Source organism: Phenylobacterium sp. (genome assembly GCF_030693805.1).
Classification (GTDB): domain Bacteria; phylum Pseudomonadota; class Alphaproteobacteria; order Caulobacterales; family Caulobacteraceae; genus Phenylobacterium.
This window is the reverse complement of sequence record NZ_JAUXZW010000415.1, coordinates 1-16,974: the sequence shown is the minus strand read 5'-3', so window position 1 is coordinate 16,974 and position 16,974 is coordinate 1. Positions and strand designations below refer to the sequence as shown.

General features: G+C 69.1%; 15 protein-coding genes. 6 read left to right on the top strand and 9 right to left on the bottom strand.

The genetic code is table 11. The features are described 5' to 3' along the window. Nucleotides 1-2: 2 nt before the first annotated feature. Both Q8M88_RS16675 and Q8M88_RS16670 read right to left on the bottom strand, forming a co-directional pair. Nucleotides 3-485, bottom strand: coding sequence for a cupin domain-containing protein (locus tag Q8M88_RS16675; protein WP_305598281.1), 483 nt, complete (start codon nt 483-485; stop codon nt 3-5). Then, nucleotides 482-1,714, bottom strand: a complete 1,233-nt coding sequence (locus tag Q8M88_RS16670) for a CaiB/BaiF CoA-transferase family protein (protein WP_305598280.1) — start codon at nt 1,712-1,714, stop codon at nt 482-484. Before Q8M88_RS16670 ends, Q8M88_RS16675 begins: the two co-directional genes overlap by 4 nt. A gap of 123 nt (nt 1,715-1,837) precedes the next feature. Here Q8M88_RS16670 and Q8M88_RS16665 point away from each other — a divergent pair, with 123 nt between their 5' ends. Together Q8M88_RS16665 and Q8M88_RS16660 are read left to right on the top strand one after the other, a co-directional pair. Next, nucleotides 1,838-4,168, top strand: coding sequence for a heavy metal translocating P-type ATPase (locus Q8M88_RS16665; protein WP_305598279.1), 2,331 nt, complete (start codon nt 1,838-1,840; stop codon nt 4,166-4,168). An 84-nt stretch (nt 4,169-4,252) separates the two neighbouring features. Next, nucleotides 4,253-5,461, top strand: a complete 1,209-nt coding sequence (locus tag Q8M88_RS16660; protein WP_305598278.1) for an MFS transporter — start codon at nt 4,253-4,255, stop codon at nt 5,459-5,461. A gap of 2 nt (nt 5,462-5,463) precedes the next feature. Here Q8M88_RS16660 and Q8M88_RS16655 read toward each other — a convergent pair whose 3' ends face one another. Beyond that, nucleotides 5,464-5,682 (bottom strand): hypothetical protein, encoded by a 219-nt coding sequence (locus tag Q8M88_RS16655; RefSeq protein ID WP_305598277.1) that lies wholly within the window; start codon nt 5,680-5,682, stop codon nt 5,464-5,466. A gap of 89 nt (nt 5,683-5,771) precedes the next feature. On the opposite strand from Q8M88_RS16655, the gene Q8M88_RS16650 reads away from it, so the two are divergent. Beyond that, nucleotides 5,772-7,061, top strand: a complete 1,290-nt coding sequence (locus Q8M88_RS16650) for an MFS transporter (RefSeq protein ID WP_305598276.1) — start codon at nt 5,772-5,774, stop codon at nt 7,059-7,061. Between the two features lie 16 nt (nt 7,062-7,077). On the opposite strand, the gene Q8M88_RS16645 is transcribed toward Q8M88_RS16650, so the two are convergent. The 3 genes from Q8M88_RS16645 to Q8M88_RS16635 all read right to left on the bottom strand — a co-directional run bounded on the left by Q8M88_RS16645 (nt 7,078) and on the right by Q8M88_RS16635 (nt 10,040). Beyond that, on the bottom strand, nt 7,078-8,715 hold the full coding sequence (locus Q8M88_RS16645; RefSeq protein ID WP_305598275.1) for a long-chain fatty acid--CoA ligase: 1,638 nt from the start codon (nt 8,713-8,715) through the stop codon (nt 7,078-7,080). 104 nt (nt 8,716-8,819) lie between these two features. Continuing rightward, on the bottom strand, nt 8,820-9,572 hold the full coding sequence (locus Q8M88_RS16640) for an SDR family NAD(P)-dependent oxidoreductase (RefSeq protein WP_305598274.1): 753 nt from the start codon (nt 9,570-9,572) through the stop codon (nt 8,820-8,822). Between the two features lie 99 nt (nt 9,573-9,671). Then, entirely contained in the window at nt 9,672-10,040 is a 369-nt protein-coding gene (locus Q8M88_RS16635; protein ID WP_305598273.1) for a hypothetical protein, read from the bottom strand. 219 nt (nt 10,041-10,259) lie between these two features. Between Q8M88_RS16635 and Q8M88_RS16630 the strand changes: the two genes are divergently transcribed. Genes Q8M88_RS16630 through Q8M88_RS16620 form a run of 3 tightly spaced genes read left to right on the top strand, consistent with a single transcriptional unit; the run spans nt 10,260 to nt 11,774 of the window. Further along, nucleotides 10,260-10,424, top strand: coding sequence for a Flp family type IVb pilin (locus Q8M88_RS16630; RefSeq protein WP_305598272.1), 165 nt, complete (start codon nt 10,260-10,262; stop codon nt 10,422-10,424). A 59-nt stretch (nt 10,425-10,483) separates the two neighbouring features. Beyond that, entirely contained in the window at nt 10,484-11,473 is a 990-nt protein-coding gene (locus tag Q8M88_RS16625) for an LLM class flavin-dependent oxidoreductase (RefSeq protein ID WP_305598271.1), read from the top strand. Between the two features lie 49 nt (nt 11,474-11,522). After that, a complete protein-coding gene (locus Q8M88_RS16620; protein ID WP_305598270.1) occupies nt 11,523-11,774 on the top strand; it encodes a GlsB/YeaQ/YmgE family stress response membrane protein in 252 nt (83 codons plus the stop codon). A gap of 10 nt (nt 11,775-11,784) precedes the next feature. On the opposite strand, the gene Q8M88_RS16615 is transcribed toward Q8M88_RS16620, so the two are convergent. From Q8M88_RS16615 to Q8M88_RS16605, 3 genes are all read right to left on the bottom strand, one after another. Continuing rightward, a complete protein-coding gene (locus Q8M88_RS16615) occupies nt 11,785-12,873 on the bottom strand; it encodes an AbrB family transcriptional regulator (RefSeq protein WP_305598269.1) in 1,089 nt (362 codons plus the stop codon). Between the two features lie 119 nt (nt 12,874-12,992). Continuing rightward, complete coding sequence (locus Q8M88_RS16610) at nt 12,993-13,892, bottom strand: response regulator (RefSeq protein WP_305598268.1); 900 nt, start codon at nt 13,890-13,892, stop codon at nt 12,993-12,995. After that, nucleotides 13,889-16,974 (bottom strand): ATP-binding protein (locus Q8M88_RS16605; RefSeq protein WP_305598267.1); only part of this gene is annotated, 3,086 nt, incomplete at its 5' end. The genes Q8M88_RS16610 and Q8M88_RS16605, both read right to left, overlap by 4 nt.

Below are 16,974 nucleotides of genomic sequence, written 5' to 3'. Positions count from 1 at the left end.
GCTCAGGCGTCGTCGGTCGGGTGGCGGTGGATCGGATCGACCCAGACCACGGTCTGAGGCGCCTCCACGGGCTCGATCTCCAGGTTCACCACCACCGCATCGTTGTCGCTGCGCACCAGCACGCACTCCAGCGTCTCGTCGGTCGAGGCGTTGATCTCCTGGTGCGGGACATACGGCGGCACGTAGATGAAATCGCCAGGGCCGGCCTCGCAGACGAACTCCAGCTTCTCGCCCCAGCGCATGCGCGCGCGGCCCTTGATCACATAGATGACGCTCTCCAGCGCCCCGTGGTGATGAGCGCCGGTCTTGGCGTCGGCATGGATGTGCACCGTGCCGACCCACAGCTTGCGGGCGCCGACACGAGCGAAGTTGATCGCCGCGGCGCGCTTCATGCCCGGCGTCTGCGGCGTGTTGGTGTCGAGCTGACCCGCCGGGACCACCTTGATCCCGGTCTCACGCCATCCGTCCGCTGGAATCGCGCTCATGCCTTCACCTCGACATCCGGCGTCAGCACCACGCCCGCCTCGATCAACCGTTCGATCTCCGGAGCGCTGAGCCCGGCCTCGGCGAGGATCTCGCGGGACTGCTCGCCCTGCCGCGGCGTGTGGCGGCGCATCTCGAAATCAGAGCCGCTGAGCGTGATCGGGCTGCGCACGTAGCGATAGCGCCCTTCGCTCGGATGATCCGCCTCCTGGAACAGTTCCACCGCGCGGACATGCTCGTCCTCGTCCAGCGCGTCGATGTCGAGCACCGGCATGCAGGGGATGCTGACCGAGTCGCAGAACGCGACCCATTCGGCGGTGGTGTGGCGCACCGCGGTCTGGGCGATCAGGCCGTAGAGCTCGGCGATATGATCGACGCGCTGCGACAGCTTGCGGTAGCGCGGCTCGTCGGCCAGCTCCGGCCGGCCTGCGAAGATGAAGAAGTCGCGCCAGTTGCGATCCGAGTACGGCAGGATGCAGGCGTATCCGTCCGCCGTGCGAAATGGGCGGCGGTCAGGGCTCATGATCCGCTTGAAGCCCATCTGGCCCATCGGCGGTACGAACACCGTCCCGCTCAGGTGCTCGATGGTGAAGAAGTCGATCGAGGTTTCGAACATCGGGACTTCGATGGACTGGCCGCCGCCGCCGTTGGCCCGCTGGAACAGCGCCGCCAGGATCGAATAGGCCATCGCCTGTCCCGCCAGCTTGTCGCAGATCACCGTCGGCAGGTAGTCCGGCGCGCCCTTCACCTTGGCGACCAGCGAGGAGATGCCGGAGCCCGCCTGGATCAAGTCGTCGTAGGCCGCCTTGTCGCTGTAGGGCCCCTCCGCCCCGAACCCGTAGGCGCCGCAGTAGACGATCTCCGGCTTCAGCGCGCGAACCGCCTCATAGTCGAAGCCCAGGCGCGCGATGGCGGCCGGACGCATGTTGTGCATGAACACGTCGCCGGTGGCGATCAGCGCGCGCAACGCCGCGCGGCCGTCCTCGGACCGCAGGTCGATCGCCAAGCTGCGCTTGTTGCGGTTCAGGGTCATGAACATGCCGGACATGCCCTCATGGCGCAGCGGCTTGTAGTTGCGCGTGGAGTCGCCTTCCAGCGTCTCGACCTTGATCACCTCCGCGCCGAAGTCGGCCAGGATGCGCGCGGCGAACGGCCCCAGGATCACCGCCGTCAGGTCGATGATCCGCACGCCGTCCAGGGGTCTGGCGCCCGCCTGTTTGCCGTCAGCCATGGTCCTGAGCGCCTCCCTGCGCCAGCTACGCGTTGCTTCCGAGCCTATCGGCGGCGAACCGATAGGCAACGGCTTTCACGCCGCCTGTTGGGCGCTTTCCCGCAGGCATTATACTTAGGCCCCATGACTGAGGCCCACGAGCACCATCACCACGCCACGGCGGACGGCAAGACCGCGACCGATCCCGTCTGCGGCATGAAGGTCAATCCGACGACCACGCCCCATTCGGCCGAACACGGCGGGGTCGCCTACTTCTTCTGCGGCGGGGGTTGCCGCACCAAATTCGTCGCCGATCCTGATAAGTACCTTGGCGAGAAGCAGCCCGAACCGGCGGCCGTTCCGGGCGCGGTCTACACCTGCCCGATGCACCCCGAAGTGCGCCAGGTCGGCCCTGGTTCGTGCCCGCTGTGCGGCATGGCGCTGGAGCCGGAGGTGGCGAGCGCCGACGACGGGCCCAACCCGGAACTCGTCGATTTCGCCCGGCGACTGTGGATCGGACTGTTGCTGACGGCGCCCGTGGTTCTGCTGGAGATGGGCGGCCACCTGGTTGGCGGGGCGTGGCCGGTGGGCGCGCGGCTTTCGGCCTGGATCCAGTTCGTGCTCGCGACGCCGGTGGTGTTCTGGGTAGGCTGGCCGTTCCTGCAGCGCGGCGTGCGCTCGGTCGCTGCGCGCAGCCTCAACATGTTCACCCTGATCGCGCTGGGCGTCGGCGTCGCCTGGACCTATAGCGCCGTGGCGGTTTTGGCCCCGGACGCGTTCCCCGCCGCCGTGCGCGGGCACGCGGGTGAGCCGTCGGTCTATTTCGAGGCCGCCGCGGTCATCGTCGTGCTGGTGCTGGTCGGCCAGATCCTGGAGCTTAGGGCGCGTGAGCGGACGTCCGGCGCGATCCGCGCGCTGCTGGGCCTGGCGCCGAAGACCGCCCGACGGTTGACCGCGGACGGCTCCGACGAAGAGGTCGGGCTGGACGCCATCAAGGTCGGGGACCGCCTGCGCCTGCGTCCCGGCGAGCGCATCCCCGTCGACGGCGTGTTGACCGAGGGCCAGGCGGCGGTCGACGAGTCGCTGGTCACCGGCGAGCCCATGCCTGTGGACAAGGCGCCCGGCGACACCGTCGTATCCGGCGCGATGAACCGCACCGGCTCCTTCATCATGCGGGCGGAAAAGGTCGGCGCCGACACCTTGCTGGCGCGGATCATCCAGATGGTCGCCCAGGCCCAGCGCAGTCGCGCGCCGATCCAGCGTGTCGCGGACAGGGTCGCGGCCTGGTTCGTGCCGGCGGTGATCGCGGTCGCCGTCGCGGCGTTCGCCGCCTGGATGGCTGCGGGCCCTGAACCGCGCCTGTCGTTCGCGTTGCTGGCCGCGGTCTCGGTGCTGATCATCGCCTGTCCCTGCGCCCTGGGACTGGCGACGCCGCTGTCGATCATGGTGGGGGTCGGACGCGGCGCGCAGGCGGGCGTGCTGATCCGCGACGCGGAAGCTCTGGAGCGCCTGCAGAAAGTCGACACCCTGGTGGTCGACAAGACTGGCACCCTGACCCTGGGGCGCCCGACGCTGAGCGCGGTGCGCGCCGTGGGCGGCTTCGGCGAGAACGAACTGCTGCGGCTGGCGGCCAGTCTCGAGCGCGCCAGCGAGCACCCGCTGGCCCACGCCATTCTGGCGGCGGCGACCGAACGCGGCCTCACGCTCAGCGAACCGCTGGGCTTCGACTCGCCGGTCGGAAAGGGCGTGCTGGGCCAGGTGGACGGTCGCAGAGTTCTGTTGGGATCGGTCGCCTTTCTCGCCGAGCAGGGCGTCGATGCGCAGATCTTCCAGACCGATACGGACGCTCTGCGAGCAGGCGGTGCGACGGTGATCTTTGCGGCGGTCGATGGTCAGGCGGCGGGCCTGCTGGCGCTCTCCGATCCGATCAAGCCGAACACCGCAGACGCGATCCGCGCGCTCAGGGCTGAGGGCGTGCGCGTCCTCATGCTGACCGGCGACAACCGCGTCACCGCCGACGCCGTGGCCCGCGCAGCCGGCGTCGACGAGATTGAGGCCGAGGTGTCGCCGCAGGACAAGGCGGCGGTTGTCCAGCGCCTGCGCAGCCAGGGCCGCGTGGTGGCGATGGCCGGCGACGGGGTGAACGACGCGCCGGCGCTGGCCGCGGCCGACGTGGGTCTGGCCATGGGCGCGGGCTCCGACGTGGCGATAGAGACGGCCGGCGTCACCCTACTGCAGGGTGACCTGATGGGCGTCGTGCGTGCTCGCGCTCTGTCGCGAGCGGTGATGCGCAACATCCGCCAGAACCTGGCCTTCGCCTTCGCCTACAACGCCGCCGGGGTGCCGATCGCCGCGGGCCTGCTCTATCCGACGTTCGGCCTGCTGCTGTCGCCGCAGATCGCCGCCGCCGCCATGGCCGCTTCTTCGGTCAGCGTGGTCGCCAATGCGCTACGCCTGCGAAGCTTCAGGCTGTAACGACGGTTGAACCGGTTACGTCGCCGCGCGATGCTGAGAGAGGCGACCGGAACACCGGCGTCGGGGGATTCGCCAGGAAACTTCGTGACCCAGAACGCGATCGATCGACCAGGCCTGGGCCGCGGACTGCTGCTGGCCTCCATGCTGCTCTGCGCCACCAACTTCCGTGCGCCGATCACCGGCGTCGGGCCGCTGCTGGAGATCATCCGCGGATCGTTCGGCCTGTCTGCCGCCCAGGCAGGGCTGCTGACCGCCCTGCCGATCATAGCTTTCGCAACGGTGTCTCCGTTCTGCGTGGGCCTGGTCCGACGCTTCGGTCTGGAGCGCACGCTGATGGCGGCGATGATCCTGCTGGGTGCGGGGATCGCGCTGCGCTCCGCAGGCCCGCTGTGGGCGCTGTTCGCCGGAACCGGGATGATGGGCGCCGCCATCGCGCTCGGCAACGTGTTGCTGCCGACCATGGTGATGCGCGACTTCCCGGATCGGGTGACCGCCACCACCACCTTCTATGTGATCACCATGGCGCTGTCTGGCGCGGCGTTCTCGGTTCTGGTGGCGCCGCTGTTCGAGGCCCTGGGGAGCTGGCGCATAGCGCTGGGACTGGGCCTTGCGCCCGTCCTGCTGGCGATTGTCGTGTGGTCGCCCCGCACCCGCCGCGGCGCCGCGCTCGCTCCGCCCGGTGAGCGCGCCAAGGGCCCTTCGCTCTGGCGCACGCCGCTGGCCTGGCAGGTCACAGGGTTCATGGCGCTCAACTCCTTCGCCTTCTACGTGATGATCACCTGGCTGCCGGCCATGCTGCAGGCCAAGGGCCACACGATGGCCGACAGCGGCGTGCTGCACGGCCTGATGCAGGCCGTCGGCATCATTCCGCCGCTGCTGGCCCTTCGGCTGATGAGCCGGTTGAAGGACCAGCGGATGGTGGCCTTCCTCGTCTCCCTGCTGGCGGCGATCGGCTTCCTGGGCCTGGCCGTCGCGCCGCAATGGGCCATCCTGTGGGTCTCCGCCTATGGCGCGGCCAGCGGCGCGGGCCTGGTGTTGGCCCTGTCGTTCGCCAGCCTGCGCGCCTCCAGCGTCGAACAGGGCGCGGCGCTGTCGGGGATGGCGCAGTCGGTGGGCTACACCCTGGCCGCCATCGGCCCGGCGTCGATGGGCGCGCTGCACGACGCCATGGGAAGCTGGGACGCCGCGTTGTGGATCTGCGCCGCCGCGGCGGTCGTGCAAGCGGTGATCGGTCTCTACGCCGGCCGGGCGGTGAAGCTCGCCCTTGTCGCGCCGCGGCCCCCGTCCGCCTGACCTCAGGTGGTGCGCTGGGCGCGGTCCCTGTCGTTGACGGCGCGGATCGACTGGCGCGCCTGCGCCCACTCCGCGTCGTCCCAGGAGAACAGCTCCGGCCGCATCTGGCCACCGCCCAGGAACGCCGCGCCGTCGATGGCGATGGTCTGGCCGTTGATGTACTCGGCCCCCGGACCCATCAGCAGGACGGCCAGATTGCACAGTTCGTGCATCTCGACCACGCGCCCCATCAATGGCCGGCGACGGGTCCCGCGGCTTGACGTCGCCGCGCGCTAAGGCCAAGGCGGACGCAACGACAAGGGGGACGCGCGTGTCGAACACCAAAGCCGGGGCCGGCGGCGCCTCGACCCGCCGCATTCTGCTGGCCAGCCTGGTCGGCACCGCGGTCGAATTCTATGACTTCTACATCTATGCGACCGCCGCCTCGCTGGTGTTCGGGCCGCTGTTCTTCCCGTCGGCGTCGCCCTCGGCGCAGCTGCTCGGCGCCTACGCCAGCTTCGCCATCGCCTTCTTCGCGCGACCGCTGGGCTCGTTCGTGTTCGGCCACTACGGCGACCGCATCGGGCGCAAGTCGACCCTGGTCGCGTCGCTGATGGTGATGGGGGTGTCGACCCTGCTGATCGCCTTCCTGCCCACCTACGCCATGGTCGGCTGGGTCGCGCCCGCCCTGCTCTGCACCCTGCGCTTCGGCCAGGGCTTCGGGCTGGGCGGCGAGTGGGGCGGTGCGGCGCTGCTGGCGGTGGAGAACGCGCCGCCCGGATGGCGCGCGCGTTTCGGCATGTTCCCGCAGCTTGGCGCGCCGGTGGGTTTCATCGCCGCCAACGGCCTGTTCCTGCTGCTGGGCCTGTTCCTGACGCCCGAGCAATTCCAGGCCTGGGGCTGGCGGCTGCCGTTCCTGGCCAGCGCCATCCTGGTGGGCGTCGGCCTGTGGGTGCGGCTGAAGCTCACCGAGACGCCGGCGTTCCAGGCCTCGCTCGCCGAGGCGCCGCCGCCCAACGTGCCGCTGGCCGAAGTGCTGCGGCATTATCCGCGCGAGACCATCGCCGGCACCTTCGCGGTGGTGGCCTGCTTCGCGATCTTCTACCTCGCGACCGCCTTCGCGCTGGGCTACGGCACGACGACCCTGGGCTACAGCCGCGAGACCTTCCTGGGCGTGCAGCTTGGCGCGATCCTGTTCATGGCGGTGGGCATCGTCGCCGCCGGCTGGTGGGCCGACAAGTCCAGCCCGCGCCTGGTGCTGATGGCCGGTTGCGGCGCGACCGTGGTCGCCGGCGCCCTGCTGCCGGTGATGATGGGCGCAGGCTCGCTGGCGCTGATCTGGGCCTTCCTGTCGCTGGCCCTGTTCCTGATGGGCTTCGTCTACGGACCGTTGGGCGCCTTCCTGCCGGGGCTGTTCCCGGCCCGGGTGCGCTACACCGGAGCCTCGATGGCGTTCAACGTCGGCGGCATCCTGGGCGGCGGCCTTGCGCCGATCATCGCCCAGGCGCTGGCCGACCGGGGCGGTCTGGTTCCCGTGGGCGTCTATCTGGCGGTGGCGGCGCTGATCAGCCTGACGGCGCTGGCTCCGCTGAAGAACGCTTCACGCCACGCCGAAGCCTGATCAGACGACTTTCTGATCAGACAGCCGGGGCCGGCGTCTTCGTGTAGTGGTCGCCGAAGGATGCGCGCAGCACCTTCTTGTCGATCTTGCCCGTGGCGGTGAGCGGCACGGCGGCGAACACCACGTCGTCAGGCAGCCACCATTTCGCGACCAGCGGCGTCAGATGCGCCAGCAGCTGTTCGCGGGTGACGTTGGCGCCGTCATGCGCCTCGATCACCAGCAGCGGGCGTTCCTCCCACTTGGGATGGACGATGCCGACCACCGCGGCGATCTTCACGCCCGGACAGGCCGCGGCGGCGTTCTCCAGGTCGATGGAGCTGATCCATTCGCCGCCGGACTTGATGACGTCCTTCTTGCGGTCGGTGATCCGCATGAAGCCGAGTTCGTCGAGGGTCGCCACATCGCCGGTGTCGAACCAGCCGTCATCGTCCACCGCGCTCTGCGGATGGCGGTAGTAGCGCTCCAGCGTCCAGGGTCCGCGGACCATCAGCGCGCCGGGAGTCTCGCCGTCGCGCGGCGCGTCCTCGCCGTCGTCGTCGACGGTGCGCAGTTCGATTCCGAACTGCAGGCGGCCCTGGCGGGTCCAGATCGCCTCGCGCAGGGCTTCCTCGCCCTGGGCGGCCAGCGCCGGCGTCGGCGTCGCCACCACCCCGATCGGACAGGTCTCGGTCATGCCCCAGAGTTGCAGGACGTCGACGTCGTAGCGGCGCTTGAAGGTCTCGGCCATGGCGCGCGGAACCGCCGAGCCGCCGATCACCACCCGCTTCAGAACGCCGGGCGTACGGCCCTGCGCATCCAGCCAGGTCAGGTACATGGTCCAGATGGTCGGCACGCCGCCGGTGAAGGTGACGCCCTCGGCCTCGATCAGTTCGTGCAGGCTGGCGCCGTCCATCTTGTCGCCCGGCAGCACCATCTTCGCGCCGCACAAGGGAGCCGCAAACGGCAGGCCCCAGGCGGTGGCGTGATATAGCGAGGAGCAAGGCATCACCACATCGAACGCGGTGAAGCCGAAGGCGCTGGCCAGCCCCCCGGCCATGGCGTGCAGCACCACCGCGCGGTGACTGTAGAGCACGCCCTTGGGATCGCCCGTGGTGCCGGAGGTGTAGCAGAGGAACGCGCCGGCGTTCTCGTTCAAGGTCGGCCAGTCGATGGCGTCGGGCTGGCCGGCCAGCAGCGTCTCGTAGCACAGCGCGCTTACGCTCCCGGCCTCGTGCCGCTCGGCGTCCGACATCATCACGAAGGTCTTCACGGTCTCCAGCGTCGGCGCGATCCGTTCGACCAGGGCCAGCAGGTTGCGGTCGAACAGCAGCACGCTGCTTTCCGCGTGATTGATCGTGTAGGCCACCTGCTCGTCGAACAGCCGCGGGTTGGCGGTGTGCAGCACCGCGCCCAGCCCCGGCGCCGCATAGAACAGTTCCAGGTGGCGATGGGTGTTCCAGCCCAGAGACGTCACCCGGTCGCCCGAGCCGACGCCCAGGGCGCGCAACATGTGCGCCGCCTGGGCCGCGCGGGCGGCGAGGCCTGCGTAGTCGTAGCGCCAGATCGGCTCGTCGATCAGCCGGGAGACCACCTCGCGCGAGCCATGCGCACGGGCGGCGTAACGCAGGATATCGATGATCTGCAGCGGGACCGGCTGCATGAGACCCGGGATCATACGTCACCTCCTGTACGCGCCGGTTTGATCACCGGCGTCGCTTGTCGCCGTCTGAAAGTGATCGCCGGGGCGTCATCCGTCCAGTGGCGGTCTCGTGGCCGGCCTCAACCTTCCTTGCGATGCACCTGGAAGCCGGCGAACGACTGGGTCACCGGCATGATCTCGATCGTATTGACGTTCAGATGCGCAGGCAGTTCGGCCAGCCACAGCAGGGTGTCGGCGAGGTCGGCGCCGGTCATCGGGTCTGCGCCGCTATAGACCGCGTCCGACGCCTTCTGGTTTCCGCCGGTGCGCACCAGGGTGAATTCGGTCTCGGCCATCCCCGGTTCAATGGAGGTGACGCGCACGCCGGTGCCGTGCAGATCTGAGCGCAGCCCCAGCGAGAACTGGCGCACGAACGCCTTGGTGCCGCCGTAGACGTTGCCGCCCATGTAGGGATGGTTCGCCGCCACGGAGCTTACGTTGATGACGCCGCCACGGCGTTCGATCAGCGACGGCAGCAGGCGGTGGGTGATCGTCACCAGGGCGTTGATGTTGGTGTCGATCATCGTGCGCCACTCTTCCAGGTCCGCCTTCTGCGCAGGCTCGCGGCCCAGCGCGAGGCCGGCGTTGTTGATCAGCAGATCGATGTCGCTGAAGCCTGAAGGCAAGCCGGCGATCGCCGCTTCGAAGGCCGCCGAGTCGCGCACGTCGAAGGCGGCGGGGTGCAGGTTGGGGCCGAGTTCCTTGGCCAGCGCCTCAAGCCGTTCGGCGCGGCGGCCCGTGGCGACGACGCGCCAGCCGGCCTGGACGAAGCGGCGGGCGGCGGCCTCACCGATTCCGGAGGTGGCGCCCGTGATGAAAGCGGTCTTGGTCATGGTGGTCCCGGTCGGCTGTGCTGTGACAAGCGCGTAGGGTTAGCCAATCGCCGCGCCGCGCGCCACTACCGGGCGCGAGCATCACGGGCGTCGTCCGCCTCAGCGGTAGAGGAACGCCACCTGGTCGCGGACCTGCGCCTTGCTCATGGCGCGCGGTAGCGGCGCCACGTCGGCAGCCGTGCTCGGGTGCGCCACGGCCCGGCTCTCGTCACTCAGCCAGTCGGAGCGGCCAGCGCGCGCGGAACTCGTCAGGACGGTGGCGGTCTCGGCGCCCATCTTGTCGACCATGTCGGCCTTGGCGGCGTCGGGCGCGGCGGCGTTGTCGATGAGCGCTGCGGTGTCGACTTGCGCCGCCTGCGCAGTGGGCGCTTCCGCGGCGGGGGTGGGTGCGCTGTGTTGGGCGCGGACGGCGGTTGCGGCGGACATCGCGACAACCGCGACGGCCAGACACGTGGAACGGTAGTTCATGGGACCCTCGGGGGGATGTGTTCGCCCAATCCAATGTTCGCCGAACCCCGCCGTTCCAGGCTGCGGGCGTAAACGTCCGGATTCGGGATAATTCGCGCCGAAGTGACGCAAAACGCGGCGGAAGAGCATCCCAAGGCTCAGCTCTTTAAAGTTTAGTGCGCAATACGCTGCTAGATCGGCGGTGAGCAAACCTGTCGCCGGGTCGGAGCTAAGTCGCCCATGTCCGCCTTCCTACGCCGCTTCCTGACGGACCAGTCAGGCGCCACCTCGATCGAGTACGGACTGATCGCCGTGCTGATCGCAGCGGCCCTGGTCGCCGGCGTCGACGCAATCGGCGGACGACTGAGCAGCACCTACAACAAAGTCGCCTCCAGGATGCCGTAGGGGCGCCCCCCGCTACTTTAGGGCTTCGCAGCGCCGCCGTTCGCCCCCATATGGCGGGCATGACGACGTTTTCGGTCCTCGACCTCTCTCCGATCGTAGAAGGCGGCGGCGTAGCCCAGTCGCTGCGCAACACCCTCGATCTCGCCCAGCATGCCGAGCGATGGGGCTTCCATCGCTATTGGGTCGCCGAGCATCACAACATGCCCGGCATCGCCAGCGCCGCCACCTCTGTGGTGATCGGCCACGTGGGCGCCGGCACCAAGACGATCCGCGTCGGCGCCGGCGGAATCATGCTGCCCAATCACGCGCCGCTGCAGATCGCCGAGCAGTTCGGAACGCTCGAGGCCCTGTTCCCGGGCCGCGTCGACCTGGGGCTGGGCCGCGCGCCGGGCACCGATCAGGTCACCGCGCACGCCCTGCGTCGCACGCTCGCCAGCGACCCCAACGACTTCCCGCGCGATGTCGTCGAGCTGATGCACTACCTGCAGCCGGCCGAGCCTGGCCGCCGGGTGCGCGCCTTTCCCGGCGAGGGCGCGGATATTGAGATCTGGATCCTCGGGTCCAGCCTGTTCGGCGCGCAGTTGGCCGCCATGCTGGGCCTGCCCTTCGCCTTCGCCTCGCACTTCGCGCCGGCGCAGATGATGGAGGCGATCCAGATCTATCGCTCGCGGTTCACCCCGTCTGATCGGCTGGACAAACCCTATCTGATGCTGGGCGTCAGCGTGGTCGCCGCGGACGCCGACGATCAGGCGAAGCTGATCGCCAGCTCCCAACAGCAGGCCTTCGTGCGCATGCGCACCGGCCAGCCGGGTCCGCTGCCGCCTCCGGTCGAGGGCTATATCGACAAGATTGGGCCGGCCGAGAAAGGTCTGCTCGCCGAGGTGCTGTCGCGCTCGATCGTCGGGTCGCCGGCGGTGGTGGAGGCGGGCCTGAAAGCGTTCATCGAACGCACGGGCGCCGAGGAGCTGATGATCACCAGCCAGGTGTTCGACCACACAGCGCGACTGCGGTCCTATGAACTGGTCGGGGAAATGCGCGCGCGACTTTGAACAAACGTGCCTCCGCCGACGTTAACAGCGCTCAAGCTGGAGGGTGAACATGAGCGGCGTTGGAATCTTAGGTGCGATCATCATCGGCATTTTGGCCGGGTGGCTCGCTGAGAAGATCATGAAACGGAACCACGGGCTGCTGACCAATCTGGTCGTCGGCCTGGTCGGAGCATTGCTCGGCGCCTTCGTCGCCGGTCTTCTGGGAATCAATTTCGGCGGCTGGATCGGCAGCATCATCGTGTCCACAATCGGCGCCGTGGTCCTGCTGTTCCTACTGGGTCTGGTGAAGCGGCGCGCTTAAGGCGCCGCGGTCACAAGATTCGTTCGTTGGCCTGGACCCGATCCGCGATGAATTTCGCGATGATCGGGCCGGTCAGCAGCACCGCGATGAGGCGCGCGGTCTGCATGGCCATGACAAACGGCAGGTCGACGTCGCTCGAGGCGGCGATGATGGCCACGGAATCCGCGCCGCCCGGACTGGTCGCCAGATAGGCGGTCAGCGGATCGACGCCGGCCATCACGACCAGCATCGCCGCCAAGCCGCCGCACGCGGCGATCAACACCACGATCGAGGCGATGATCCTCGGCAGCGCGCGCGCGGCGTGGATCAGAATCGGCCGGGTGAATCGTAGCCCGATGCTCCAGCCGATCAGCGCATAGCTCACCGCCAGCAAGATCGGCGGCAGCTCGATGACGATCAGTCCGGTGTCCTGCAGCACGACGCCGAGCACCAGCGGAGCGATCATCGACGCCGAAGGGAAACGCAGCTTCGCGCCGAGCAACGCGCTGCCGATCGCCAGCGCCAGGGTCTGGACCAGCGGCGTCCAGGCCGGCTCCGCCATCCAGGCGACGGCTTTCGCGCCCGCGACGTGGTCTCCCGCGACCATGCGGGCGACCAGCGAGGCGCCGCTGGCGACGATGACCACACGCATGTACTGCATCACCGCCACGAGGCGGGCGTCCGCGCCATAGGCGTCGGCCATCACGATCATCGCCGAGGCCCCGCCCGGCGATGAGCCCCAAACGGCGGTCGCGCCCGGCAGCACGCCCCATCGCGCCAGCAGCCACCCCAGGCCATAGCTGGCGCCGATCACCGCGAATACGCTGATCAGCAACAGCGGCCAGTCGTGCAGGATCTCGTGCAGGGTGGAGAGCGGAATGCTGCGGGCGATCATGCAACCGAGCACCGCCTGGGCGAACGCGAATGGCGCTGCCGGCGCCCGCACCGTGCCCCCCGCGAGCGCCAGGACCAGGCCAGCCAGCATCGGCCCAAGCAGCAAAGCCGCGGGCAGACGCAACGTCTCCAGCACCACGACGAAGACGACCGACAGTATGAGCAGAGCCACCCATTGGACGGCCGGCGCGCGGTCCCCCAGCGAGCGGCGCTCTGCTCTCGTCATCCGCGCGTTCCAGGCGTCGCCTCAGGCCGGGATCGGCGCTTGGGCCCTACGCAACGCCGGCCTGTCACGCCGGCGCGGCGTTCATAGCGCGCGCGCCCGCGGTTTGCGAAGACGCTACGTCAACCGTGCGCGATCACGATGCGCGTGGCGATGGCTGCGGCCGCGGCGCGGTTCTCCACGCCCAGCTTGGTGAACACCTGCTCCAGGTGCTTGTTCACTGTGCGCGCGCTGATGTTGAGGATCTCGCTGATGTCGCGGTTCGACTTGCCGCGCGAGATCCACAGCAGCACGTCCGCCTCTCGCGCGGTGAGCTTCAGGTAGTCGCGCAGCAGCGCCTCCTCGCGTCCCTCCAGCGGTAGGCTCAGGCGGAAATAGGCCTCGCCCGCGGCGCGGCCGGCGAACGCCACCTGCAACCGCCGCGCGCCCACCTGCACCACCAACGGCGGCGCGTTGGCGTCACGCGGCTCGGCCAGCAGGGCGCGCAGCACGCTCAGCACCTCAGGCGGAGCGGCCTCCGTGGCCCCTGGCGTCAGCTCGTCGAGCAATTTGACCGCCTGGGGCGTGCGCCAAAGCACCTTGCCTTCGTCGTCGCTGGCCAGCAGCGCGCGGCCGGAGACGTCCAGCGCCGCGCGGGCGCTGATCGACATCTGGGCATTGGCGAGATGGACGCGGATGCGCGCCAGCAGCTCGTCCAGCACCACCGGTTTGGTGACATAGTCGACGCCGCCGGCCCGGAATCCCTCGACCACATGTTCGGTGGCGCTGAGGCCGGTCATGAACACCACCGGGATGTGGGCGGTCTGCGGCGCGGCCTTGATCTGGCTGCAGGCCTGGAACCCGGACAAGCCCGGCATGGCGGCGTCCATCAGCACCAGACCCGGCCGCCTGGCGTCGGCCACCGCTACGCCCTCGGCGCCGTCGGCGGCCAGCGCGACCTCATAGCCCGCCTGTTCGAGCGCCAGCCCGAGCCAGTCGCGGGTGTCCGGGTCGTCGTCGACCAGCAGGATCAGATCGCTCATGCGCTAAGCCCCGCGTCCGCGCCGGCGTAGCGCCACTGGAGGCTGAGCAGCACCTGGATACGCTCCAGCAGGTCGTCCACTTCGTAGGGCTTGATCAGGAAGTCGTCGTGCGGATCGTCCTCGCGCCGGGTGCGCGAGAAGTCGTGGGCGTTGGCCGAGACCATCAGGATCGCGACGGCCTCGCCCAACTCGGTGCGCAGGCGCTGGGCGGTCACCCAGCCATCGATGCCGGGCATGGAGACGTCCATGATCACCAGGTCGGGGGCGAACGCCACCGCTGAGGCCAGCGCGCTGAGACCGCTGGAGGCGAACGCCAAGTCGAAGCCCAGCGGCTGCAGAAGCTCGCGGATCAGATCCAGGTGCGTTGGGTCGTCGTCGGTGACCAGGATGCGCCGCCGCTCACCGGCGAAGCCTGCGATCCTGCGCCCGCGACCGCTGTCGGCGCTGGGTCGCGCGGCCTCGTACAGCATCAGCCGCACTTTGAACGTGCTGCCGACGCCCGGCCGGCTGTCGACGGAGATCTCGCCGCCCAGGATGGTGGTCAGCAGCTTGGTGATGGTCAGGCCCAGGCCCACGCCCGGCGCGGCGGCCGTCTGTTCGGTCTGCAGCCGCTGGAATGGCTCGAAGATCCGCTCAAAGTCGGACTCGGCGAAGCCTACGCCGGTGTCGGAGATTTCGAACTCGGCCACCTCCCCGCGCCAGCGCACCTTGAACACCGCCTCGCCCACCTGGGTGTATTTGATCGCGTTGGACAGCAGGTTGATGAGGATCTGCCGCAACCGCTTCTGGTCGGTGTAGACCCAAACCGGCAGATGGTCGGGCCAGTCGTTGCGGAACACGATGCCCTTGGCGGCGGCCTGCAGGCGGAACATGTCGACGATCTGGTTCAGCAGGTCGTGCAGGTTGATCCGCTCGCGCTCGATGCGCAGCGTGCCGTTCTCGATCCGCGAGATGTCCAGCAACCCATCCACCAGGTCGGCCAGGTGGGTGGCGCTGCGGCGGATCACCCGCACCGCGTCGCGGGCGTTGAGGCCTGGATTGCGTTCCAGCAACTGGGCGTAGCCGGAGATGGCGTTCAGCGGCGCGCGGATCTCGTGGCTGACGCCGACGATGTAGCGGCTCTTGGCGAGGTTGGCGCTTTCGGCCGCCTCCTTGGCGCGTTCCAGTTCCGCGTCGGTGCGCTGGTGGGCCTCGATCTCGTCCATCAGCATCGCGGTCTGGCGGTCGCTCTCCTCCTCCGCCGCGCGCTGGCTGGCGCCGGCCAGCACGAAGAACCACGCCGCGAACGCGCCCAGCGCCAGCAGGCCGGCGAACACCAGCCCCAGGGTCTCGCCCAGCGCGCCCGGCGATTCCGGCCGGTCGGCCTGGCGCAGATATATGGACCCCAGCAAGGTCCCCAGGATCAGGGCGACCAGGGTGATCACGCCGAGGAACCGCGCCACCAGCCGGTAGGCGTCGTGCGGCAGGGCGGCGGGCAGGATGCGGCGCAGTACGCTGGCCGTCTGGTCGACGATGCGCCCATCGGTCTTGCAGGCGTCGTGGCAGCGGGCGTCAAGGGTGCAGCACAGCGAGCAGATCGGCCCCTGGTAGACCGGGCACAGCGCCATGTCGGGGCGCTCGAAGCGGTTCTCGCAGACCACGCAGGTGAGGACCGCTTCCTCCAGCACCTCCTTAGGTCTGGCCAGGTAGTACCGGCCGCGGGTCGCCCAAGCGATCGCCGGTGCGGCGACGAACGCCGCCAGCAGGCCGACCATCGGCGAGAAGGTCCGCGCCGCCTCGCCGAACAGGCCGAAGAACGAGGCGCTGGAGGCGATCAGCGAGACCAACATCGCGCCCACGCCCACCGGGTTGATGTCGTAGAGGTAGGCGCGCTTGAACTCGATGCCCTTGGGGCTGAGGCCCAGGGGCTTGTTGATCACCAGGTCGGCGGTGACCGCGCCGATCCAGGCGACGGCGAAGTTCGAGTAGAGCGTCAGGATGCGCTCGACGACCTCAAGGATGCCGAACTGCATCAGCATTGAGGCGATCAGGACGTTGAACACCAGCCACACCACCCGGCCCGGGTGGCGGTGGGTCAGGCGCGAGAAGAAGTTCGAGGCGGCGATCGAGCCTGCGTAGCCGTTGGTGACGTTGATCTTCACCTGGCAGACGGCGACGAACAGGCCGGTCACCACCAGCGCCGCCGCCGGCGAACCCAGCAGGTCGCCGAACACCATGGCGTACATCTGGGCCGGGGCCGCGGCTTCGTCAGGGCTGCGTCCTGCGTCCAGGGCCATGTACGCCAGCACCGCGCCCAGCAGGATCTTCACCCCGCCGACCAGTATCCAGCCAGGCCCGGTGAACAGCAGCGCCGCCCACCAGCGGCCACGGTTCTCGTCGGTGCGCGGCGGCATGAACCGCAGGTAGTCCACCTGCTCGCCGATCTGCGGCAGCAGCGACAGGATTATCGCCGCCGCCGCCCCGATCAGCACCGGGTCGAAGGCCTGCCCCGCCGACGGCGCCGGCAGGATTGGCGTTCCGTCGCCGGCCTTCAGCACGATGAACACCAGGGGGGCCGCCTGCAGCACCAGCCAGATCGGCTGGGTCCAGCCCTGCAACCAGCTGATCCGGCGCACCCCGTAGGCGGCGATCGGGATCACCACCAAGGCGCTGATCACATGGCCCAACCCCAGCGGAATCCCGAAGCAGAGCTGCAGTGCGGTCGACAGGATCGCCGCCTCGATGGCGAACAGGATGAAGGTGAAGGAGGCATAGATCGCCGAGGTGATCGTCGAGCCCAGGTAACCGAACCCCGACCCTCGAGTCAGCAGGTCCATGTCGACCCCATAGCGGGCGGCGTAGTAGCAGATCGGCAGTCCAGTCAACACCACCACCACGGCCACGGCGGCCAACGCCCAGACGGTGTTGGTCATGCCGTAGTTCAGCGCCACCGCGGCGCCGATCGCCTCGCAAGCCAGGAAGGCGATGGAGCCCAGGGCGGTGTTGGCGACGCGCGACACCGGCCAACGCCGGCCGGTCTCGGCGGTGAAGCGCAGCGCATAGTCCTCGAGGGTCTGGTCGGCGACCCACTGGTTGTACTGCC

Coding starts and splice junctions, on each gene's coding strand:
- Q8M88_RS16675 (WP_305598281.1), bottom strand. CDS start 485: ATGAGCGCGATTCCAGCGGACGGATGGCGTGAGACCGGGATCAAGGTG.
- Q8M88_RS16670 (WP_305598280.1), bottom strand. CDS start 1,714: ATGGCTGACGGCAAACAGGCGGGCGCCAGACCCCTGGACGGCGTGCGG.
- Q8M88_RS16665 (WP_305598279.1), top strand. CDS start 1,838: ATGACTGAGGCCCACGAGCACCATCACCACGCCACGGCGGACGGCAAG.
- Q8M88_RS16645 (WP_305598275.1), bottom strand. CDS start 8,715: ATGATCCCGGGTCTCATGCAGCCGGTCCCGCTGCAGATCATCGATATC.
- Q8M88_RS16640 (WP_305598274.1), bottom strand. CDS start 9,572: ATGACCAAGACCGCTTTCATCACGGGCGCCACCTCCGGAATCGGTGAG.
- Q8M88_RS16635 (WP_305598273.1), bottom strand. CDS start 10,040: ATGAACTACCGTTCCACGTGTCTGGCCGTCGCGGTTGTCGCGATGTCC.
- Q8M88_RS16630 (WP_305598272.1), top strand. CDS start 10,260: ATGTCCGCCTTCCTACGCCGCTTCCTGACGGACCAGTCAGGCGCCACC.
- Q8M88_RS16625 (WP_305598271.1), top strand. CDS start 10,484: ATGACGACGTTTTCGGTCCTCGACCTCTCTCCGATCGTAGAAGGCGGC.
- Q8M88_RS16620 (WP_305598270.1), top strand. CDS start 11,523: ATGAGCGGCGTTGGAATCTTAGGTGCGATCATCATCGGCATTTTGGCC.
- Q8M88_RS16615 (WP_305598269.1), bottom strand. CDS start 12,873: ATGACGAGAGCAGAGCGCCGCTCGCTGGGGGACCGCGCGCCGGCCGTC.
- Q8M88_RS16610 (WP_305598268.1), bottom strand. CDS start 13,892: ATGAGCGATCTGATCCTGCTGGTCGACGACGACCCGGACACCCGCGAC.